The organism is Dokdonella sp. GW821-FHT11D02, from assembly GCF_058808595.1.
Map to the genome: position 1 here is coordinate 3,258,344 of NZ_CM179520.1, position 19,879 is coordinate 3,278,222.

The following is a 19,879-nucleotide window of genomic DNA, read 5'->3' on the forward strand; positions in this document are numbered from 1 at the left end:
TTTTCTTTTTGCACGTTTCTTTTTTGCGCGCGACGGCCGCGCGCGACGACGACGATCTCGCGCGCCATCGTGTCGATGCGATCAGGACGGACGCCGCGCCAAGAACAATTCGCCGACGACCGGCTGATTCGATTCGATCCGCAGTTCGACCGCTTCGCTGACGAGATCGACGAAACCGGCTGCGCTCAATTCTCGGCCGACCTGGTCGAGCGAGTGAGCGTAACGTCCGGTCACCGGCGACAGTTCCGTGCCGCCGCCGGCACTGCGCTCGATCGAGAACGCGTAGCAACCGCCGCGCGACAGCCGCGCGAAGGCAGCCGCATGGATGATTCGCAGATCGGCCACGTAGATGAACACGTCCGCGGCGACGATCAGCTCCCAGGTGGCCGAGCTGGCCTGCAGAAATGCGGTCAGTTCCGCCGCGTGCAGCTCGCGATACAGCTGCTTGGCGCGAGCGCGCTCGAGCATGCGCGAGGACAGATCCACGCCGTCGATGCGGCGACCCGCGCGCGCCAGTCGTTCGGCCATGAGCCCGGTACCGCAACCCAGATCAAGCACGTCGTCGGCGTCTTCGGCGCGATGTCGGCGCAAGAAGTCGACCAGCCGTGCAGGCAGTGCGTAGTGCAGCCTTTCGGTGAGAGTGTCTTCGAACTTTTGCGCGAAATCGTCGAACAGGCCGCGTATGTAGTCGCTCTCGACGGCATCCGGAATTTCACCGCGGATCGCCGCGTGGAAGTGACGAATGCCGGCATCGTCGTGATCGAGAGCCAACGCACGCTCGACCGTACGGCGCGCAGTTTCCAACTCGCCCAGATGCAGCTGCGCGAGCGCCAGCCACATCCAAGCCTGTGCGTTGTCGGGCCACTCGCGCAGCGCCGCTTGCAAGCGTTGCGCGGCTTCGGCATTGCGTTCGAGCTGCAACAGCGCAACGGCGTGCTCGAACACCAAGTCACGATCGCCCGGCGCGAGCTGCAGCGCCTGCTCCCAGCTGTGCAGCGCGGCCTCGGCATGTCCGAGAGCCGCCTGGACTTGAGCCAGTCCGCGCCAAGCCGCCGGCACACGCGGATGACTGCGCACGATGAGCGAATACGCGGCGACGGCCTCCTCGTTGCGCTGCAAGCGCCGCAGCGCGTGCGCGCGATGCAGCAGCAGCGCCACCTGATCGGGCGCGAGACGCAAACCCGCATCGAACGCGGCGAGCGCTTCTTCCAGCCGTCCCAGATCGAGCGCACTCAAGCCGAGAGCGTTCCATGCCGCCATCGGCGCCGACGCCGACGCACACGCGCGCTGCGCCACCTGTAACGCTTCCTCGAGCCGGCCCTGCTGGCGCAACGCGATCGACAGATTGGCGGCGACGTCTGCATTCTCGGGCGCAGCCGCCGCCAGCGGTTCGAGCAGTTGCAGAGCTTCGTCATAGCGCTGGCGCTGCAGCAGCAGTGCGGCCAGCGGAGAGGCGGCCTCCGCTACGCCATCACGCAGACATGCGCGATAGCCGGCTTCCGCTTCGTCCAAGCGGCCGGCACGGTGCAGGTTCAGGGCCGAATCGAATCTGGCGTCTGGCATGAGCGACTACGAGCGCGAAAACGAGTGGGCGATGCTACCAGCCGAGCTGCGCGCTGCTGCAGGATCGCCATCGTTCTCGAGCGCAGCGGTCGTCGCCGCTGCGCTCGCTCGTGAAGCGCGCTATCTCATCGTGTTTGCGTATCGAAGCCATCGCCGAAGATCGCATCGCCCGCCGCCACGGTGAAGCGGATCGGCACGGCGACGCGCGGATGCGCCGGATCGTTGCTGTGCACGCAGAGATCGACCGCGTGCACACCGGGGCCGGCGGCGGTCGCGTCCAGGCTCAGCTGAAGCTCCGTCGTCGCCTCGCCCGGCTCGATCGTGCCGCCCCAACCGCTCAAGTTCAGCCACGGCACACTGTCCCAGGAAATGCAGCGATTGCCGGCATGAGCGAAAGCCAGCGCGCCGATCTGCGCGGCGGAGTCGCCGATGCTCAAGGTCGAGAGGTATTGCGTGCGGCCGGTCAGCGGATCGACCGTGAACAGCTGGCCGAAACTTCCCGACACCACGGTGCCGAGGTACCAAGTGCCGCTGGCCGGGTCGAACGCCAGCGCGGAGATCATGCCGCCGGTCGACACGTCGAGCGAACCGACCGCCGCGGCAGCGCCGTTGCTCTTGTCGATCGCGATCAGCGCGTCGAGCACGACGTCGACGCCGTAGAGCCGGCCGTCGTCGTCGAAATCCATGCTGATGATGCCGGGCGCGCCATCGATCGGTCCGATCAGCGACTTGGTCATGCTGTTGAGGTCGACGCGCCAAAGCCGGCTGCCCTGCCCGTTCGAGCTGGCCACGTAGATCGCACCGCTGGTCGGGTCCTGCTTCAGTCCGCTCAGGGTTTCTCCCGCCGCGAGATCGAAGTGGCCGAGCACCTCTTCCCTGGCGAAGCTCGACGCGGTGTCGACCGGCGCGTAGGCCAGCACTTCCCCGCTGGCGGCGTCGAGCGCGATCAAGCGGCCGAAATTGTCGTCGAAGAAATCCGCGCCGGTGATCGTGCGATAGCTCGGATAACCACGGATGCCGCTCTGCGAATCGTCCAAACTGGTGTTGACTAGATAACCGCCGGAGATGTCGAAGTACCACAGCGAGCGTTCGTCGCCCGCTCCGGCCGGCACAATCGGCAACAACGGCGACGGCTGCTGCGTTACCGCCGCATCGTCGCGCGTCTTCTTGGCGGCGAACGAGCCCGGCGTGTTCTCGTGCAGCGGCAGAACCAGACGCGGACCGCGCGGCAGATGGCTGTCGGTCGCAGCGTTGCTGGTGCTGGTATACCAGTCGAGGCGACCGTCGCCGCGGTTGCCGATGCTGAGCGTTCGCGCAACGGTCTCGCCCGCCGCCGCAGAAACCTCGATCGCGCTGGTGTCGAGCTGCAGCGCCGAAGCGCGCGCCGTGATGCGCACTTGGCGCGTGCGCGTGTGCACGCTCGGGTCGGACGGAGTCCAGGCGATGCGGTCGACCAGGCGCAGGCTCTGCTGCATGTAGGAGTAAGGCTGCGCGGTCATCTGGTGCTGCAGGCCGATCGAGGCGCAACCGCCGTAGTCGCAGGTTTTGGTGATGCCGAAGGAGACGTCGGCGTATTGGAACTCGATCACGCCGCTGCCTTCGTTCAACACGATCTGCGCCGACAGTTCGCTGGCCGAATCGCCCGCGCCGTAGGCGACCGGCACGCGGTCGTAGCCGATCACCAAGCGGCGATTGGGCGCCTGCCCGAGCGTCTTGTACAAAATGCCGGACGGCGGCGTCAGCGGCGAAACCAGGGAGGTGATGTAGAGGCCGAGCACCGATCCATAAAGCGTGGCTTGCGAGTCCGGCAACGGGCGCACGCCGAAGTGCGGCAGCAGATCGCAGAATTCGGTTTTCTTGTTCTCGATCGCCGCCCAGGTGTAACCGATGCAAAGAGCATCGATGCGTTCGCGATGCAGACGGAAATCGAAATCGGCCGGAAACGGCAGTTCCATCGAATAGGCGTAGTTCTGCGTGTCCATCGGCGTGCCGTCGGTGACGTCGACGAACTGCGCCGGCTGGCTGTCGTCGACGACGTAGCCGGGCGGATCTTTCGATGCGGTCCAAGTCACCGACGGCGAACTCGATTCGCCGACCGTGATGACGCGGTTGTACTGATAGCTCGAACCCGGACGAACCTGCACGCCCATTTGGGTCAGGATGGTGCCGACGTCGTTGTCGCGCAGCCAGTGGTAGCGCAGCGGCTGGCTGTCGTGGTTGGTGATGCGATAGCAGAAATTGACCTGATCGCCGACCGCCACCTCGATCTCGGTAGCGCTGCCGCACGCGGCCGGATTGTCCGGATCGGCACGCGCGACCGTCACCTCGAAATCCAACGCGCTGGCATCGCCCTCGCCCTGCTCGACCACGACGCGATCGAGCGCGACGGTGTCGCCGCGAAGAACGCCGTCGTCCTGGTGCACGTACTGGCGGAACGCCAGGCGTCCGCTGCCGGAGGTCGGCAGGCCGTCGGCCGCGCTCAGCTCGTAGCGGGTCCACTCTTCCGGATAGATGCCGTCGGCTTCGGCCGGATTGATGTCGAGCACGACGTCGTGAAAGGCGCCGACGTCTTCCGGCGCGGTGCCGACGTCGCCGCAATCGGCCGCGACGCAGGCGCGCACCTGCATGCGCGCCGGCACCCCCTCGTTCCAATAGACGTATTTGCGCGTGTAGAACGACAGCTTCGTCGTCGCGGTGAAGTTGATCGGCGGCGTCAGCAGCCAAGAACTGATCGTGCCCGTATTCGACCGCGTGGCGAACGGATTCTGGTAGATGAAGGCCGTCGCTGCGCCGTCGACCGGGTCGCCGGTGCCTTTCGACATCCACATCGTGCCGGGGCTGTCGCTGTTGTTCTGGCGCAGCCAGCCGTCCTCGAAGATGCCGCCGGGAACGCCGAACTTGCCGTCGAGGGTGAACCGATCGACGCGATCGAAACCTTCATCGACGACTCGCAGCGGTGCGGCCGCACCGGCGGGATGCGGATTGGGCCGCGGTGCCTGCGCAGGCCCCGGCGGATGCTTGCTGGTTGGGGCCTCCAGCAGCGAGCGAGCATTCGGGTCCGCGAGTACGGCGGCGCGTCCCGGCGCCGCCGCGGCGCCGATCGCCGGCGTGCCGAGCGCGACCGCGACCAAAGCGGCATAAGCCAGAATCCGATTCGGAGCAGGCTTTGCTGAACCCGTTCGGCGCGAAGCGGACGCAGGCACCCGTGCGGCGTGGTCGGATGGATTCGAACGGCGCGTCGAGCGCCGAGGGTTTTCGGGAGCTGTACTCATGGCTATCCCCAAGATGAAGGCGCTCGCCAGGCCGCGCTCCGTTGCGGAGGCGGCGAGCGGCGAGTCGGCGCAGAACTGTGTGTCGATCCGTCGAAGAACGCCCCAACGAGCCCCCAAGAACGCCCCAAAGAAACGACAAGACCCCGCAAAACAATCCGTTGCGATCGCTCAATAGACCAGCGGCGCGGCCGGTTCGCGAGTCAAAGAGGCGATGTCCGCCAACGCCGTGGCGGCCAGTTCGGTATCGCCGACCGCCCGATACACGTCGGCGGCGGCTAGCTTGACGCGATAGTCGTGCGCGGCGATGGCAGTCAGACGACCGACGATGGCGACTGCCTGTGCCGAGCCGCCGTCGCTGTGCAGCAGCCGGCGGATGTGGCCGACGCCGGCCAGCACCTGCAGATCGCGGCGGCCATGCTGATCGGCCAGACTGAAGGCGTCGGAGAACAGCGGCGTGGCGAGGTCGATCGAGGGCGACGCCTCCGCGCGCGCCAGCGTCCGATAGAACTCGCGCTCCCACGGCGGCGAGTCGTCCGGCGGCGCCGTGTCGAGCTGGTCGAGCCAGTGTTGCAGCGTGCCGGCGGCAGCGCCGCGGCGCGCGGCGGCGGTCACGAACGCGCAGAGCGCCGGGGTCAGCAAGGCTTCGCTGGTCGGGTCTTCGCGTCGGCGGATGCGCGCGAGGATCGCTTCGGCCGATTCGGAGGCTGCTGCGAATTCGCCGCGCCGCATACGAATCTCGACTCGCAGCAGGTCGAACTGCGGATCGCCGCGCATCGAAGCGGAACCCGAGAGAAACGCATCCAGCTCACGCTCGGCGTCGGCGATGCGGCCGGCCGCGAGCAGAGCGCGAATGCGCACCGACGCCAGCCGCCGCAGCAGGATCGGATTGTCCAGACGACCCAGCAGCGGCACGAAGCGCTCGCTGCTGGCGATCGCGCCGGCGCTGTCCGCCAGCGCGAGCTGGACGTCGGTCTTGCCGAGCAGCGCGGTCGCGAGCACGTCGTCGACGCCGTAGCGGACACCGACCTCGATGCCGCGATCGAAACTCGCCAGCGCCGTTTCCCAGCGGTTGCGGCCCGCCTCGACCAGGGCGAGGTTGACGTCGAGCACGCCGATCGCGAGCCGGTCGCCGCTGCGCTCCATCTCCACGCGCGCGCGTCCGAAGTCGGTCAGCGCGGCGTCGTATTCGTCCAGCGCGTGCAGCACGTTGCCGCGCTCCATGTAGGCGGTGCCGAGGATCGTGCGCGAGCCGGTGCCCTCCGACAGCGCGATCGCCTGGCTGAAGAGCGGGCGTGCCGCGGCGAAATTTCCGCGCCGTGCGGCGACGCCGCCGAGCCCCATGTAGGCGCGCGCGCGCACCGACAGCGGGATGCGGGCCTCGTCCGCCGTCAGCGACTCGAACAAGACGGCGGCGGCGTCGAGCTGGCCGGCGCGGAATGCCACGCGCGCGTCGCGGATCGCAAGCTCCGGGTTCTCGCGATACATGGGCGATGCGGCGTCGATCAGCGCGCGCGCCTGGCGCAGATCGCCTTTGAGGAAGGCCGCGTCGACGCGCTGCAACAGCTCGGTCAACTCCGGTTGCGCATCGTCCTTGGACGGTAACGTGATGCCGCGGCTGCGCAGGAAACTTCGCGTCGCATCCGCCACCGCGTCGAGCGGGCGCGCGCCGGCGCCGCTGAAAGTTTCCAAGCCGTCGCCGCGATAGACGTCAAACTCGAATGTCCACGCGCTGGCCGAGCGCTGCGCGCGCGGTGTGATCACATGCGTCGCACCGGTGATCGAGCGCACGCGCTGGACGTCGCCTGCGCCGCGGTCGGTGTCGGGGCGTTCTTCGCCGTCCATCGCGATCGCCTGATTGCTCGGCAGCACGTTCAACGCAGCGCGTTCGCGCAGCTGCGCGGACAGGTATTCCATGCCGCCGAGGCGAATCCAGGCGCTTTCGGGGTCGCTGCGATCGGCCATGTACACCGGCAGCACGATGTAGGCGTCTTGTGTGTCGACGGCCGCCGCGGATTTGGGCGCGTCGGGCAGGCGCAGCCGAATCGCGGCGATGCCCATCGCGACCACGGCCAGCACGACGATCGCCGCCAGCAGCAGGCGCGGACGGCGGCGCCGCGTGCTGGGTTGCGGATTGGCACGCTCGTTCGATGCAGGCGCGGCCGAGACTGGCGCTATCGAGTCGGAAGAATTCGCCGGCCCCGATGGCGCCGGCTCGAAGGACGATTTTCCCGACTCGGCGGCGGCGTCGACGGGAGCGCTTTCGCAGACCTCCAGCGCAGCCACCCAGCGATAACCGAAGCGCGACACCGTCGCGATCGTGCTGCGTTCGTTCGTGCCGACGTCGCCCAGCACGCGGCGTGCGCCGAGCAAGGTCTGTGCGAGCAGGTGATCGCTGACGTCGGCGCGTCCCCATACGGCGGAAATCAATTCGTCGCGCCCGACCGCGCGGTCGCGATGCTCGATCAGGTAGGTCAGGCAGTCGAACGACTTCGGCAGCATCGCGACGAGTTCGCCGGCGCGGCGCAACTCGCGGGCTTTCGGGTCGAGTTCGAAGTCGCCGAAGCGATAGACGGTCTTGTGCATAGCGCCAGAATCGGTCGGCCTCCGCCGCCTTTCGCGTCCGCGCGAAGTCCTGCTCGCGCGGCCTGCCTCGCCGTATCGCTCGTACTCGCACGAGCATCCGATACTACCGCAGGCGCGCGGCAGGTTCGCGCGGCGGCGCTTCAGTGGAAATCGCGCGATTGAAAACCGAGTTCGGGCAACAGCCCGCTGTAGTCGTACAGGCGCCGCGCGACCAGGTGATGCACGCCCTCGCTCGCTTCGAGCACGCCGTCGACGCCCATCACGATCGCATCGAGCAGGACGTCCTGCTGACGCTCGGCCAGCTGGCGCCAGACCACCACGTTGACCACGCCGGTTTCGTCCTCGAGAGTGACGAAGGTGACGCCCTTGGCCGTGCCGGGATGCTGGCGCACGGTGACCAGACCCGCGCAGCGCAGATAGCGGCCGCGGTTGGTCGCGGCCGCGGCCGCGCGCGCGGTCACCACGCGGCGGCGCGCGAGTTGGGTACGCGCCAGCGCCAGCGGATGGCGCGCCAGCGACAGGCCTTGGGTGGCGTAGTCGGCCATCACGTCCTCGCGCAGGCTCGGCGGGCGCAACGCGATGCGCGCTTCTTCGGCAACGGCCGCGGCCAGCAGCGGCGTCGGCGCCTCGGCAGCGGCACCGTCCCAGTGCGCGCGATGGCGATGTCCGCTGAGCCGATGCAGGGCACCGGCATCGGCCAGCCGTGCGCGTTCGAAGCGGTCGAGCCGCGCGCGCCGGCTGAGGTCGGCGACGTCGCGAAACGGCGCTTGCTCGCGCGCCATGACGATGCGCGCAGCGAGATCCTGCGACAAGCCGCCGACCTGGCGCAGGCCGAGGCGCAGCGCCAGCGTTGCGCCGTGCCGCTCCAGCGTGCAATCCCATTCGCTCGCCGTCACGTCGACTGCGCGCAGCGGCACGCCCTGGCGGCGCGCTTCCTGCACGATCTGCGCAGGCTGGTAGAAACCCATCGGCTGCGAGTTGAGCAAGGCGCAGGCGAACGCGGCCGGATGATGCTGCTTGAGCCAGGCCGAAGCGTAGGCGAGCAAGGCGAAGCTGGCCGAATGCGATTCGGGAAAGCCGTATTCGCCGAAGCCTTTGATCTGCTCGAAGATGCGCTCGAAGTAGGCGTCTTCGTAACCGTTGGCGAGCATGCCCTCGCGGATCTTGTCGTGGAACGGTTCCAGTCCGCCCTTGCGCTTCCAGGCCGCCATCGCGCGGCGCAGCTGATCGGCCTCGCCCGGCGTGAAGCTGGCGACGACTTCGATCAGGCGCATGACTTGTTCTTGGAAGATCGGCACGCCGAGCGTGCGCTCGAGCACTTTCTTGACCGCGGAGGCTTGCGTGCCTGCTTCGCGCTCGTTTCGCGACTGCGGGTAGTCGATCTCCTCCTCGCCTTTGCGCCGCCGCAGATACGGATGCACCATGTTTCCCTGGATCGGCCCCGGCCGCACGATCGCGATCTGGATCACCAGGTCGTAGAACGACTGCGGCCGCAGCCGCGGCAGCATCGCCATCTGCGCACGCGATTCGATCTGGAACACGCCGATCGTTTCGGCCTTGCAGATCATCGCGTAGGTTTTCTCGTCGTCCTGCGGAACAGTCGCCAGCACCAGGTCGGGGCCGTCGTGCCGACGCAGCAGGTCGAAGGATTTGCGCAAGCAGGTCAGCATGCCGAGCGCGAGGCAGTCGACCTTGAGCAGGCCGAGCGATTCGAGGTCGTCCTTGTCCCACTGGATTACCGTGCGTTCCGCCATCGAGGCGTTTTCGACCGGCACCAGGTGATGCAGCGGTCGCTCGGAGATGACGAAGCCGCCGACGTGCTGCGACAGATGGCGCGGAAAGCCGCGCAGTTGCCGCGTCAGCACGAACAAGCGCTTCAGGACCGGGCTGCCCGGATCGAAACCGCGCTCGCGCAGCCAGTCCTCGCGCGATTTGTCGCTGTGCACGCGCGAATGCAATCGGGTCAGGCGGTCGAGCTGCTCGTCGGGCAGCCCGAGCGCGTGACCGACGTCGCGCAGCGCGCTGCGGCCGCGATAGCAGATCACCGTCGCCGCCAGCGCGGCGCGTTCGCGGCCGTACTTGCGGAACACGTACTGGATGACTTCCTCGCGCCGCTCGTGTTCGAAATCGACGTCGATGTCGGGCGGCTCCTTGCGCTCGCGCGAGAGGAAGCGTTCGAACAAGAGATTGTTGTGCGCCGGATCGACCGCAGTGATGCCGAGGCAATAGCACACGGCCGAATTCGCCGAGGAACCGCGGCCTTGGCACAGGATCGGCGGTTCTTGATCGCGCGCCCAATGCACGATGTCGGCGACGGTCAGAAAAAACGCTTCGTATTCGAGTTCGGCGATCAGCGTGAGTTCTTTTTCGACTTGTGTGCGTACGTCTTCGGGCATGCCTTGCGGCCAGCGTTCTGCGGCGCCTTGATAAGTCAGCTTGCGCAAATAGGCTGCCGGCGTGAAATCGGGCGGCACTAATTCGCGCGGATATTCGTAACGCAATTGATCGAGGCCGAATCGACAACGCGCGACAATCTCCAATGTCTCGGCCAGCAACTCCGGCGGATACAACGCGGCGAGATCGTCGAGACGGCGCAGATGCCGCTCGCCGTTCGGAAACAGCGCCTGCCCCGCCGCGGCCACCGTGCAACCGAGGCGGATCGCGCACATCACGTCCTGCAGCGCGCGGCGTCCGCGCGCGTGCATGTGCACGTCACCGGCCGCGACCAGCGGCAGGCCGTGCCGCGCGCCGAGTTCGCGCAAGGCGGCCAGCTCCTGCGCATCGTCCGCGCCGCGATGCAGTTCGAGCGCGATCCAGCCGCGGCCACCGAAATGGCGCGTCAGCCAGCCGGCTTGCGCGGCGCGCTCGGGCGACGGTGTCGCTTGCGCGATCCACAACGCGAGCACGCCTTCGCCCAAATTTTCCAGATCGGCGCGTTCGAGCCGGTACTCGCCTTTCGCGCTGCGCCGGCGTCCGAGCGTGATCAGCCGGCACAGTTCGGAATAGCCGTCTCGGTTCGCTGCAAGCAGGACCAGCTTGGTGCCTTCGACCAGGCGCATTTCGCTGCCGACGATCAGCGGCAGGCCGGCGTCTTTCGACGCTTCCCATGCGCGCACGATGCCGGCGAGCGAACATTCGTCGGTGATCGCGAGCGCCGCGTAACCGAGTTCGCGCGCCCGCGCGAACAGTTCTTCCGCGCTCGACGCGCCGCGCTGGAAGCTGAAGGCGCTCAAGCAGTGGAGCTCGGCGTAGCTTGCCGTCATCTCGCGCTGCCGGGCATTGCCGGATCGATTCCGGGACGAGCTTCGCCGCGATCTTCTGCAAAACGCGGCCGTGCCGCGTCATTCGTCACGCGCGTCGAGGTGCCTACGGCGACGACACGCCCGCGTGCCGCCGCGGCTGCGAGCGGTGCTTTCATGCGAACCAGCCGTGCAACATCCATTCGTCGGTCGCACCCAGACCGCGATAGGCCCAGGCGCGTTGGCCGTTGCGCATGCGCACGATGTAGTAGTCGCGCCGGCGGTCGCCGCCGTCCCACCAGCCGCTTTCGATGCGCTCGGGCCCGGCCAAGATCGCTGCCGGTGCCGGCCGCAGCGGCAGCGGGCGCGGCAACAGCCAGAACGGGCGCCGCGCCGAGGGCTGCGGTACGGCGGGCTCCTCGCGCGACGCCGGCCGCCGCGTGGCCAGCGCTGCGGGATCGGCCGGCGCGACGAAACGCCAAGCGCACTCCGGCCGATGCTCGGCGACGCAGGCGAGGCCGCGCACGGCGTCGTCGCCGAGGCGCGCGCGCAAGCGCTCGACCAGGGCCGGCCAGTCCATCGCTTCGCGCCGCGTGCGCTCGAACAAATCGTGATGCAGCGGGCACAACGGCGGCAGTTCGTCGGCGCGCAGACTCAGCGCCTGTACGGGGGCGGCCAGTTCGAGGCGCTCCAGCCGCACGCGCGCGAGTTCGAACAAGGCCGCGGCGTCGCGCGAGGGCGTCAGCAAGCCGATCTCGATGCGAGTGATCGCTTCGCGTTCGTGACCGAGCACGAGCGTGTAGCGCTGCACGCCGCCGTCGCGCGCGGTCAGGAACAAGGCCAGTTCGTTGAGCAGGCGGCGCAGCGGAAACAGCAGGGCCGCGTTGCTGTGCACCTCGTGATTGAACTCGATCCGGCGCTCGAAGCGATGCGGCGGCCGGTAGCACAGCAACGGCGCGTGCGCGAAACCGCGCAGACGATCGAGATGGTCGAGCGCGGCCGGGCCGACACGCCGCGCGAGTTCGGCGCGCGGCAGGCGGAACAGCTCGCGCAGAGTGCGGAACCCCATACCGCACAGCGCCGCGACGACCGCTTCATCGAGACCGGCAAGCGCCAGCGGCAGTGCGCCGAGCGCGTGCTGCAAGGGCGCGTCCGCGCCGATCGCGAGGCCGTCGTGGCTGAGGGCGAGCACGCGCGCCGCGGTCGCATTCGGTGCCGCGACCAGCGCATGCGCATACCCAAGCGCCAGCAGCTCGCCGCGCAAACGCCGCTGCAACGCCGGCCAGCCGCCGAACAGGCTCAGGCTGCGGCCGACCTCGAGCAGCAACGCATCCGGCGCCGCCAGGCTGACTTCGGCGCTGAATCGATACGCCCACGCGGCCAGCGCCTCGAGACCGTGGCGTTCGGCCGCTTCATCGCGCTGCAGCAGTTGCAAACGCGGACACAAGGCCTGCGCCGCGGCGAGTCCGTGTCCCGTGCGCACGCCGGTTGCACGCGCCGATACGTTCGCATACGCGATGCGCTGGCGCGGCGGCTGACCGTCGGTTACCGCGCAGGGCTGCGCCTCGTCGGCGCCGCCGAGCGCCCGCAGCGGCCAATGCGCGAAACGGAGGCAGACCCACACGGACGCACTCGCCGAGTCATGCGCGCAGGCGCATCGACTCGCCGAAACGACCGCGGCATTTCAGGATTTCGATGCCCATCGCTTCCGTTTCGGCCGTCACGCGCAGGCGCAACGCGGCCGGACTCGCCTCGGCCACCGCACCCAGCGGGCGGAACACGAAGCCGAGTGCGGCGCTGCTCTCGGCGGCGAGCTGCAGCCGGCGCAGCTGACGATAGTCGGCCTGCGGCAGCCAGTTCAGCACGGCGCCGCAGCAACCGGCGCGCAGGCATTGCTCGGCGGTCCAGTAGGCGTCGACCGCGCCCGCTTCGATCTGCACCAGATACTTGAGATCGATGCCAGCCGCGGCCAGCGTCGGTGCATAGGGGATGTAGGGCGGCGCGATCAGCACCACGCGTTGGCGCGCGCGCGTCAGCGCGGCCAAGGCCGGCGTGACCAGGCCGAATTCACCGATGCCGTCGTGCTCGATCAGGATTTCGCTGAGCGCACCGCGCGGCCAGCCGCCGCCGGGCAGTTCCGCATCGAGCGCGTCGCAGCCGGTCGGCAAGGTATCGACGCGGTTGTGCGCGGACGCGCTGCGGCGCCAGACGCGCGGATGCTGCAACACTTCGGTCAGGGCCGCGTCGTCGCGCGGCGGACGCCGCAGATGCAGCGGCGCGGGCGGCGGTGGCGCGAAGCCGGTGAACGAGGTCGTCGCAGCCGGCAGCATGTCGAAGGAATCGGTGAGCAGCATCGTCGTTGGCCTCGCGCAGAATTTCGGAAGGAGTCTTCGTCTTGCTGCCGGTTCGTCTTACAGCCGGCCGTCGCGTCGCAGCAGACCGACGTACAGGCCTTCGATCGCGAAGGCATGGCGCTCCGGATCGACTTCGATCGGTGCGAAATCCGGATTCGCCGGCAGCAGGCGCACGCGTTCGCGGCGGCGTTCCAGGCGCTTGACCGTGACTTCGTCGTCGAGCCGCGCGACGACGATGCGGCCGTCCTCCGCCTCGGCGCTGCGGCGCACCGCGATCAGGTCGCCGTCGAGGATGCCGACGTCGCGCATGCTCGCGCCGACTACGCGCAGCAGATAGTCGGCGCGCGGGAACAGGGATGGATCGAGCGCGTAATGCGCTTCGACGTTTTCGGTGGCGAGGATCGGGCTGCCGGCGGCGACCCGGCCGACGAGAGGAAGCGAGGCCGCCGCCGGCGCCCGTGAACGTTCGACCAGGCGCAGGCCGCGATGCTGCGGCATTCTCTCCAGCGCACCCTTGCGCACCAGCGCTTCGACGTAGTCCTGCGCCGAGCTATGGCTGGACAGGCCGAGCGCTTCGGTGATCTCGCGCAGGGTCGGCGCGCAATCGTGGCGCTCGAAATGCCGGCGGATGCAGTCGAGTACGCGGCGCTGGTTGGGAGTGAGCGCGATGTCGTTCATACGTACTAATGTACGTATTCACGCTTCCTCGCGCAATAGGCGCCGCTTAAGCTCCGCTCATGCGGCGCGCGAGGCGAGGCCGTTCGGCCGCGGCTACAACGGCGGACGCATTGGACTGCGGCGCGTCCTCGAATGGCCTCTGCAGCAGCAAGCGCTGGAGAATCGCTCGTCGGTGCGTTAGACCGGCGAACGAGGGTCTTCCACGGCTGCACTAGCCTACTGAACCGAAAAAATAGGGCTCGAAGCGAAAGATGTGGTCGATCTGAAGATGCAAGTGGAGCCCGGGGCCGTCAATGTGCCCACGAAGGTGAACAAGCCCGTCGAGCCGAGGGATCCACTCAGGAAGCCTGTACACGTCTTGTTGATCGGTGCCGGAAAGTAGAGGCAAACACCGAGAATGTATAAATTGTTAGGCCCGACAGTGCTCGTCGGAACGGCCAAAGTCCAGGGCAATCCGCAAGGCCTAACGCCTAAGCACCCGGTTCCAGTGAACGTAGCTGCTGTAATCTGCGCGGTGCCTGATGAATCACTTGCAGTGAAGGTTGTCTTGCACGCCAAACTACCGCCGGAGATGCTGATCGAATTGCCTGACAAACTCGATACGCCCGTCGTGGAACCACCAACGTAGTAGGACAAAGCGATAGCTGGCGATGCCGCTACGGTGCAAGCCGAAACCAGTGATCCAGTCACGACTTTCTTTAGCACACTCATTGCACGTCCTCCCCAGTCTGAATGAGGCGCATGTTGCGCTAGGCCGAGCCTCAAGCTCGTTATCTGCGCGTCACCAGGCGCACGCAGAATCATACGCCCGCATCAAACGCTTGCAATCCTAGGATCAAAGCGGATTTACCGGCTGCGCAGGGCGCTCCAAGCCAGGGCGAGCCAGCCGACGATGAAGGCGACGCCGCCGACCGGCGTGATCACGCCGATCCAGCGCGGCGCGCCGAATGCGAGCGCGTAAAGGCTGCCGCTGAACAGCACGATGCCGACGACGAAGGCGATGGCGGACACGCGCGTCGCGCTCGCCGCCTGCGCCCGCGCGAGCAGGCCGACCGCGAGCAGGGCGAGCACGTGGCGGAACTGGTAGTCGACCGCGACCTGCCAGACCGCCAGCGATTTTTCGTCGAGCACACCGCGCAGCGCATGCGCGCCGAAGGCGCCGAGTACGACGGCGAGGGCTCCTAGCAGAGCGGCGGTAGCGAGAATCCAACGGGATGAGTGAGAGATCATGCGCGCGATATTCGCACGAACTCTCCTACGCCTTCCGCGACGCGGAGATGCGGCTCCCCCTCCCGCTTGCGGGAGAGGCTTGGGATGAGAGCAGTGGAGTGGCGCGCTTCGATCGCCCTCACCCGCAAGCGGGAGAGGTAACAGCGTGTGGGATCGGAGGCTTTTTACTTGCCGCCACCCTTCTTCGCCGGTGCGGCCGGCTTCTTCTCTTCGACCGGCTTGAGCAGGTCTTCGATCGACTTGTCGATGTTGGCGTACTTGTGCGCCGGCAACTGGTAGGTCCAACCGTCGAAATGCGCGTTGAGTTCAGCGACTTCCTTGTTCACGGCGGCCAATCGCTGCTCGCGATCCTTGGCCGGATCGCTGACGGCGAGCGGCTTGATCGGCGCTTCCTTGGCGCCTTCGGGCTGCGCATCCTTCGAGGCCTTGGCCGCCTCGGCCGCGGCGCTCAGGGTGTCGAAGTCGGCCTTCGCCTTGGCCTGCGCCGCGGCGATGCCCTTGTCCGCCTGCGCGGCGTCGAGCGAGGCCTTGAACTGCGCGTAGTGCTTGTCGTCCTTCTGCCACGCGGTCGCCTCGACCACCACGCCGTCGAAGGTGGCGTAGCGCGCCTTCGCCGCCTTCGCCTCGGGCGCAGCGTCCTTGGCCGGTACGACGTCGTCGAAGCGCAGATTGGCCAGGGTCGAAGCGAGTCCGTTGGCGCTGAATTCCGAACCGGCTTCGCGTCCCTTCGGGATTTCGGCCAGCTTGAAGTTGGCATCGCCCTCGGCCGCTTTGAACACCTTGAGGCTGTTGCCGTCGGTGTTGGTGATCGCGACCGATTCGATGCGCGTCGCCGGCACGTCGGCGAGGTCCTTCTTCAGCCAATCGGCCGCGCTCTTGGGCAAGGTCAGGGTGGCCGAGGCCAGCCAGCTCTGCGCGTCGCCGGTGCGGCGCACGAAGCTGCCGCCGCCGCGCGCATTGGCGGTGCCGACGATCAGCGCCAACGGCTGCGCCAATCCGCCGAGTTCGACCTTCAAGCCCTTCGCGTCTTTCGCGTCGAGGTCTTCGACACCGAGCGTTGCGTACTTGTCCTTGTTCGCCGTCTTCTGCTCGACCAAGGTCGCATCGGCCAGCTTGAGCAGGAATTCGCGCAGCTTGCCGGTGTCGACCGCATAGCCGCCCTTCTCCGCCAAGGTCCAGCCGTTGGCGCCGCGCTGCAAGGTCGCCACGACCTTGTTCTCGGCGCCGGTCACGCTGAGCTTGTCGACCTCGTTGACGTGCTCGCGCAGTTCCGGCGCGAGATAAGTCGTGCGCGCAGCGTCCTCGCTGCGCGGCTGGCTGCGCTGGTTCAGCACGAACGCGACGACGATCGCGAGCAACGCGGCGACGGCGAGTGCGATCAGGGTCTTCTGGTTCATGCGCGGGCTCCTTGTGCCTGGCGCCGGCGCTGCGCGCGCCACCATGCGAACGCGAGCGCGGCGAGCGTGAGCAGGAGCGGAATCAGCACGATGTTGACGATCTTCAGACGCGTGCCGAGCGTTTCGATTTCGGCGTCGAGCTGGCGCCGCACCTGGCGCAGCTCCTTGCGGATCTCGAGCTTGCGCTTGAGGAAGTTGTCCAGCTCGGTTTTCTGCTCGGGCGAGAGGATCTGCGCCTGGTCCTTGGACTTCGCGCTTTGCAGTTCGGTCAGCTTGCGCTCGGTGTCGGACAGTTCCTTCTGCAGCTCCTGCTCCTTGGCGCGGAAGCGCTCGTCGGCGTTGCGCTTGAGCGCGTCGACGGTGGCGAACGGACGCTGCGAGGTGGCGCGGCCGCGGATCGAGATCAAATCGCTGGAGCCGGCCAAGGTGTCGAGCGCGTTGACCGCGAAGTCGCCGTTGTTGGCGAACGCGTTCATGATCTGCTGGCCCAGGAACGGACGGATCTGCACCCACAGACGGTCGCTGAGGATGTCGGTATCGGCGACCAGCACGATCTGGCCTTCGTCCTTGGATTCCTTCAACGCGCCCTCGCCGCCGCGTTCGGGGAATGCGGTCTTGAACTTGCCCGACAGACGCGCCGCGATCACGAACGGCGTGCCGGCCGCCTTGTAGCCGCTCATCAGGCTGCTCGGATCGGACAGCATGCGCAGGCGATCGCTCGGCACGCTCATCGCTTCGGAGGTGGTCTGGATCAGCGGCACCAGCTTGGTGTCCTTGGCGTCCTTGGACAGCTGGAAGAAGCCGGCCGAAGACACATTGATCGTGTCCAGATTGGCGGTGCTGACCTCGTCGCGATTGAGGTCGGTCTCGGTCAGGCCGAGGATGCCGGGATGGCGCACCGGTGCCTGCCCTTCGGCGATGCTGATCGGCAACGCGCGCGCACGGTCGAGCACGACCTGCTTGGGGTCGTACTCGATGCCCCATGCCTTGAACAGCTTGGGTAGGTCGGAGGACTTGTCCGCCATCATCGCGGCCATCGGGTTGTTCGGATCGGCGCCGCTGTCGTCGAGTTCGGCGCTCGGATCGACGAAGGCGAGCAGATGGCCGCCGCGCAGCACGAACTGGTCGATCGCGTATTGCGCATCGTCGGACAGCTGTTTGGGATGCACCACCACCAGCACGCTGATGTCCTTGTCGACCTCCTTCAAACTCGCCGCTTCGACCGGACGCATCTCGAACAACTGCGTCCATTGCTGATCGACCGCCCACGGCTGGCGCATCTGCCGTGTTTGCGGATCCAAGCCGGCCGCGATCGGCAGACCCGAGAGCAGACCGACCACCGGCTTCCTCGGCGTTTCCAGTTCGTGGATCAGCTTGGCGACGTCGTACTCGAGGAACGCTTCCTTGTCCGGCTGCAGGAACGGAATCGCCGCTTGGCCGTTGGTCGAGTTGGTGCCGGCGAGACCGAGGAAGATCTTGTCGCCGGCCGCCGATACCGGCACCGACTGCAGACCGAAACTGGTCGCGCGGTCTTCGTCTTCGGAGAACGGCAGCGGATCGATCACCTCGAGCTTGAGCTTGCCGCCGGCGCGCGCCGACATCTCCTGCAGCATCTCGCGCACGCGCGTCGCGTAAGCGCGCACTTGCGGGATGTTCTGCGTGCCCTTGTCGGAATAGAACAAGTACAGATTGATCGGCTCGTCGATCGAACCCAAGATGTTCTTGGTGCCGGCCGACAACGTGTACAGATGGTTCTGGGTCAGATCCACGCGCGCGCCGCGGAACAGCACGTTGACCAGCAACAGCACGGCGACGAGCAGCACGCCGAGGACGAGCAGCGCGGTGCCGGAGAGCGTTTTGCGATTGATTGCCATGACGGTTCCCTCCTCAGGCCGCTTTCTTCATGTCGATGACCACCGCAGTCGCGTACAGCCAGGCGACGATCATCAGGACGAAATAGATCAGGTCGCGCAGGTCGATGACGCCCTTGCTGATCGAGGTGAAATGGGTCAGGAAGCTGAGTCCGGCGACGGCATCGACCACACCTTGTGGTGCGATCGCGCCGATCGCGTCGAGCACCAGCGGGAAGCCGGCCAGGAGCAGCAGGAAGCAGATCACCACGGTCAGGATGAAGGCGACCACCTGGTTGCGCGTCGATGCGGACAAGCACGAACCGATCGCGAGGAAGGCGCCGGCCATCAGCAGCGAGCCGAGATAGCTGGCGAAGATCACGCCGTTGTCCGGGCTGCCCAAATAATTGACCGTGATCCAGATCGGGAAGGTCAGCGCCAGCGCGATCGCGATGAACGCCCAGGCGGCGAGGAACTTGCCGAACACGGCCTGCCACATCGTCACCGGCAAGGTCAGCAAGAGTTCGATCGTGCCGCTCTTGCGTTCCTCCGCCCACAATCGCATCGACACCGCCGGCACCAGGAACAGGTACAGCCACGGATGGAAATTGAAGAACGGCTGCAGGTCGGCCTGGCCGCGCTCGTAGAAGCCGCCCATGTAGAAGGTGAAGGCGCCCGAGAGCAGCAGGAAGATCACGATGAACACGTACGCGACCGGCGTCGCGAAGTAGCTGCGCAGTTCGCGCTTGAAGATCGTGCTGGTGCCGCTCATGTGCGCGCCTCCTTGCCGGCGGCTGCTTGGGTGATGGTGCGGAACACCTCGTCCAGCCGCCCCGCTTCCAGCGCGAGCTCGCGCACTTCCACGCCTTGCGCCTTCAGCACGTCGCCGATGGCGATGAAGATCGAACGCCCCGGCTTGGGGAAGGCGGTGATGCGGTTGTCCTGCGGATCGACTTCGATCGCGGCGATGTCGGCGACCTTGGCCAGCGCTTCGCGCGCCTGATTCACGTTCGCGGCGGTCAGCGAGACCGCCTGGTGGTAGCGCGAGCGTGCTTCCAGCTCGCTCGGACTCGCGTCGGCGAGGATGCGGCCGCCGGCGATGATGATCGCGCGCGTGCAGACCGCGTGGACTTCTTCGAGCAAGTGGGTGGAGATGATGACGGTCTTGTCGCGCGCCATCGAATTGATCAGCGTGCGCACTTCTTGTTTCTGGTTCGGATCGAGGCCGTCGGTCGGCTCGTCGAGGATCAGCACCTTCGGATCGTGCAGGATGGCGCCGGCCAGGCCCACGCGGCGCTTGAAGCCTTTCGACAAAGTGTCGATCGGTTGCTCCAGCACGCGTTCAAGGTGCAGGCGCGCGATCGCATCGTCGATGCGGCCGTAGCGCGACTCGCCCTTCAAGCCGCGCACGTCGGCGAGGAAATCGAGGAACTCGCGCACGCTCATCTCACCGTAGCTCGGCGCGCCTTCGGGCAGATAACCGAGCGCACGCTTGGCTTCGAGCGGCTGGCTCTCGACGTCGAAGCCAGCCACCGTGGCACTGCCCGAGCTCGGCGCGAGGAAGCCGGCCAGCATCTTCATCGTGGTCGATTTGCCGGCGCCGTTGGGGCCGAGGAAGCCGAGCACTTGACCGGGCTCGACCTTGAAGGTGATCGCGTCGACGGCGGTGAAGCCGCCGTAGCGCTTGGTGAGTTGCCTCGTTTCGATCATCTT

The 19,879-nt window shown here is 67.1% G+C and carries 13 protein-coding genes; all 13 read right to left on the bottom strand.

The genetic code is table 11. The features are described from left to right. Positions 1–81: 81 nt before the first annotated feature. Positions 82–1,563, bottom strand: coding sequence for a tetratricopeptide repeat protein (locus AC3QL3_RS13695; protein WP_492894492.1), 1,482 nt, complete (start codon positions 1,561–1,563; stop codon positions 82–84). 125 nt (positions 1,564–1,688) lie between these two features. Then, positions 1,689–4,694: a choice-of-anchor J domain-containing protein gene (locus tag AC3QL3_RS13700; protein ID WP_492894494.1), complete on the bottom strand. Its 3,006-nt coding sequence runs from the start codon at positions 4,692–4,694 to the stop codon at positions 1,689–1,691. A 309-nt stretch (positions 4,695–5,003) separates the two neighbouring features. Next, positions 5,004–7,418 (bottom strand): winged helix-turn-helix domain-containing protein, encoded by a 2,415-nt coding sequence (locus tag AC3QL3_RS13705; protein WP_492894496.1) that lies wholly within the window; start codon positions 7,416–7,418, stop codon positions 5,004–5,006. A gap of 140 nt (positions 7,419–7,558) precedes the next feature. Continuing rightward, positions 7,559–10,681 (bottom strand): error-prone DNA polymerase, encoded by a 3,123-nt coding sequence (locus AC3QL3_RS13710; RefSeq protein WP_492894498.1) that lies wholly within the window; start codon positions 10,679–10,681, stop codon positions 7,559–7,561. 151 nt (positions 10,682–10,832) lie between these two features. Beyond that, the gene (locus tag AC3QL3_RS13715; protein ID WP_492894500.1) at positions 10,833–12,281 is read right to left on the bottom strand and encodes a Y-family DNA polymerase; all 1,449 of its coding nucleotides are present in this window, start codon (positions 12,279–12,281) and stop codon (positions 10,833–10,835) included. Positions 12,282–12,297: 16 nt separating this feature from the next. Continuing rightward, on the bottom strand, positions 12,298–13,011 hold the full coding sequence (gene imuA / locus AC3QL3_RS13720; RefSeq protein ID WP_492894502.1) for a translesion DNA synthesis-associated protein ImuA: 714 nt from the start codon (positions 13,009–13,011) through the stop codon (positions 12,298–12,300). A 57-nt stretch (positions 13,012–13,068) separates the two neighbouring features. Continuing rightward, the gene (lexA, locus tag AC3QL3_RS13725; RefSeq protein WP_492894504.1) at positions 13,069–13,689 is read right to left on the bottom strand and encodes a transcriptional repressor LexA; all 621 of its coding nucleotides are present in this window, start codon (positions 13,687–13,689) and stop codon (positions 13,069–13,071) included. 216 nt (positions 13,690–13,905) lie between these two features. Continuing rightward, on the bottom strand, positions 13,906–14,493 hold the full coding sequence (locus tag AC3QL3_RS13730) for a PraA/PraB family alkane oxidation protein activator (RefSeq protein ID WP_492894506.1): 588 nt from the start codon (positions 14,491–14,493) through the stop codon (positions 13,906–13,908). 42 nt (positions 14,494–14,535) lie between these two features. Beyond that, a complete protein-coding gene (locus AC3QL3_RS13735; RefSeq protein WP_492894508.1) occupies positions 14,536–14,919 on the bottom strand; it encodes a DUF423 domain-containing protein in 384 nt (127 codons plus the stop codon). Between the two features lie 164 nt (positions 14,920–15,083). Beyond that, a complete protein-coding gene (locus AC3QL3_RS13740; RefSeq protein ID WP_492894510.1) occupies positions 15,084–16,316 on the bottom strand; it encodes a DUF4340 domain-containing protein in 1,233 nt (410 codons plus the stop codon). Next, positions 16,313–18,190 (bottom strand): GldG family protein, encoded by a 1,878-nt coding sequence (locus tag AC3QL3_RS13745; RefSeq protein WP_492894511.1) that lies wholly within the window; start codon positions 18,188–18,190, stop codon positions 16,313–16,315. The genes AC3QL3_RS13740 and AC3QL3_RS13745 overlap by 4 nt, the downstream gene beginning before the upstream one ends. A gap of 13 nt (positions 18,191–18,203) precedes the next feature. After that, positions 18,204–18,938: an ABC transporter permease subunit gene (locus AC3QL3_RS13750; RefSeq protein WP_492894513.1), complete on the bottom strand. Its 735-nt coding sequence runs from the start codon at positions 18,936–18,938 to the stop codon at positions 18,204–18,206. Further along, on the bottom strand, positions 18,935–19,876 hold the full coding sequence (locus AC3QL3_RS13755; RefSeq protein WP_492894515.1) for an ABC transporter ATP-binding protein: 942 nt from the start codon (positions 19,874–19,876) through the stop codon (positions 18,935–18,937). The genes AC3QL3_RS13750 and AC3QL3_RS13755 overlap by 4 nt, the downstream gene beginning before the upstream one ends. Between the last annotated feature and the right edge of the window lie 3 nt (positions 19,877–19,879).

What these genes read in the sequence shown, in the direction of transcription:
- AC3QL3_RS13695 (WP_492894492.1), bottom strand. Translation starts at nt 1,563, where the DNA reads ATGCCAGACGCCAGATTCGATTCGGCCCTGAACCTGCACCGTGCCGGC.
- AC3QL3_RS13705 (WP_492894496.1), bottom strand. Translation starts at nt 7,418, where the DNA reads ATGCACAAGACCGTCTATCGCTTCGGCGACTTCGAACTCGACCCGAAA.
- AC3QL3_RS13710 (WP_492894498.1), bottom strand. Translation starts at nt 10,681, where the DNA reads ATGACGGCAAGCTACGCCGAGCTCCACTGCTTGAGCGCCTTCAGCTTC.
- imuA (WP_492894502.1), bottom strand. Translation starts at nt 13,011, where the DNA reads ATGCTGCTCACCGATTCCTTCGACATGCTGCCGGCTGCGACGACCTCG.
- lexA (WP_492894504.1), bottom strand. Translation starts at nt 13,689, where the DNA reads ATGAACGACATCGCGCTCACTCCCAACCAGCGCCGCGTACTCGACTGC.
- AC3QL3_RS13730 (WP_492894506.1), bottom strand. Translation starts at nt 14,493, where the DNA reads ATGATTCTGCGTGCGCCTGGTGACGCGCAGATAACGAGCTTGAGGCTC.
- AC3QL3_RS13735 (WP_492894508.1), bottom strand. Translation starts at nt 14,919, where the DNA reads ATGATCTCTCACTCATCCCGTTGGATTCTCGCTACCGCCGCTCTGCTA.
- AC3QL3_RS13740 (WP_492894510.1), bottom strand. Translation starts at nt 16,316, where the DNA reads ATGAACCAGAAGACCCTGATCGCACTCGCCGTCGCCGCGTTGCTCGCG.
- AC3QL3_RS13745 (WP_492894511.1), bottom strand. Translation starts at nt 18,190, where the DNA reads ATGGCAATCAATCGCAAAACGCTCTCCGGCACCGCGCTGCTCGTCCTC.
- AC3QL3_RS13750 (WP_492894513.1), bottom strand. Translation starts at nt 18,938, where the DNA reads ATGAGCGGCACCAGCACGATCTTCAAGCGCGAACTGCGCAGCTACTTC.
- AC3QL3_RS13755 (WP_492894515.1), bottom strand. Translation starts at nt 19,876, where the DNA reads ATGATCGAAACGAGGCAACTCACCAAGCGCTACGGCGGCTTCACCGCC.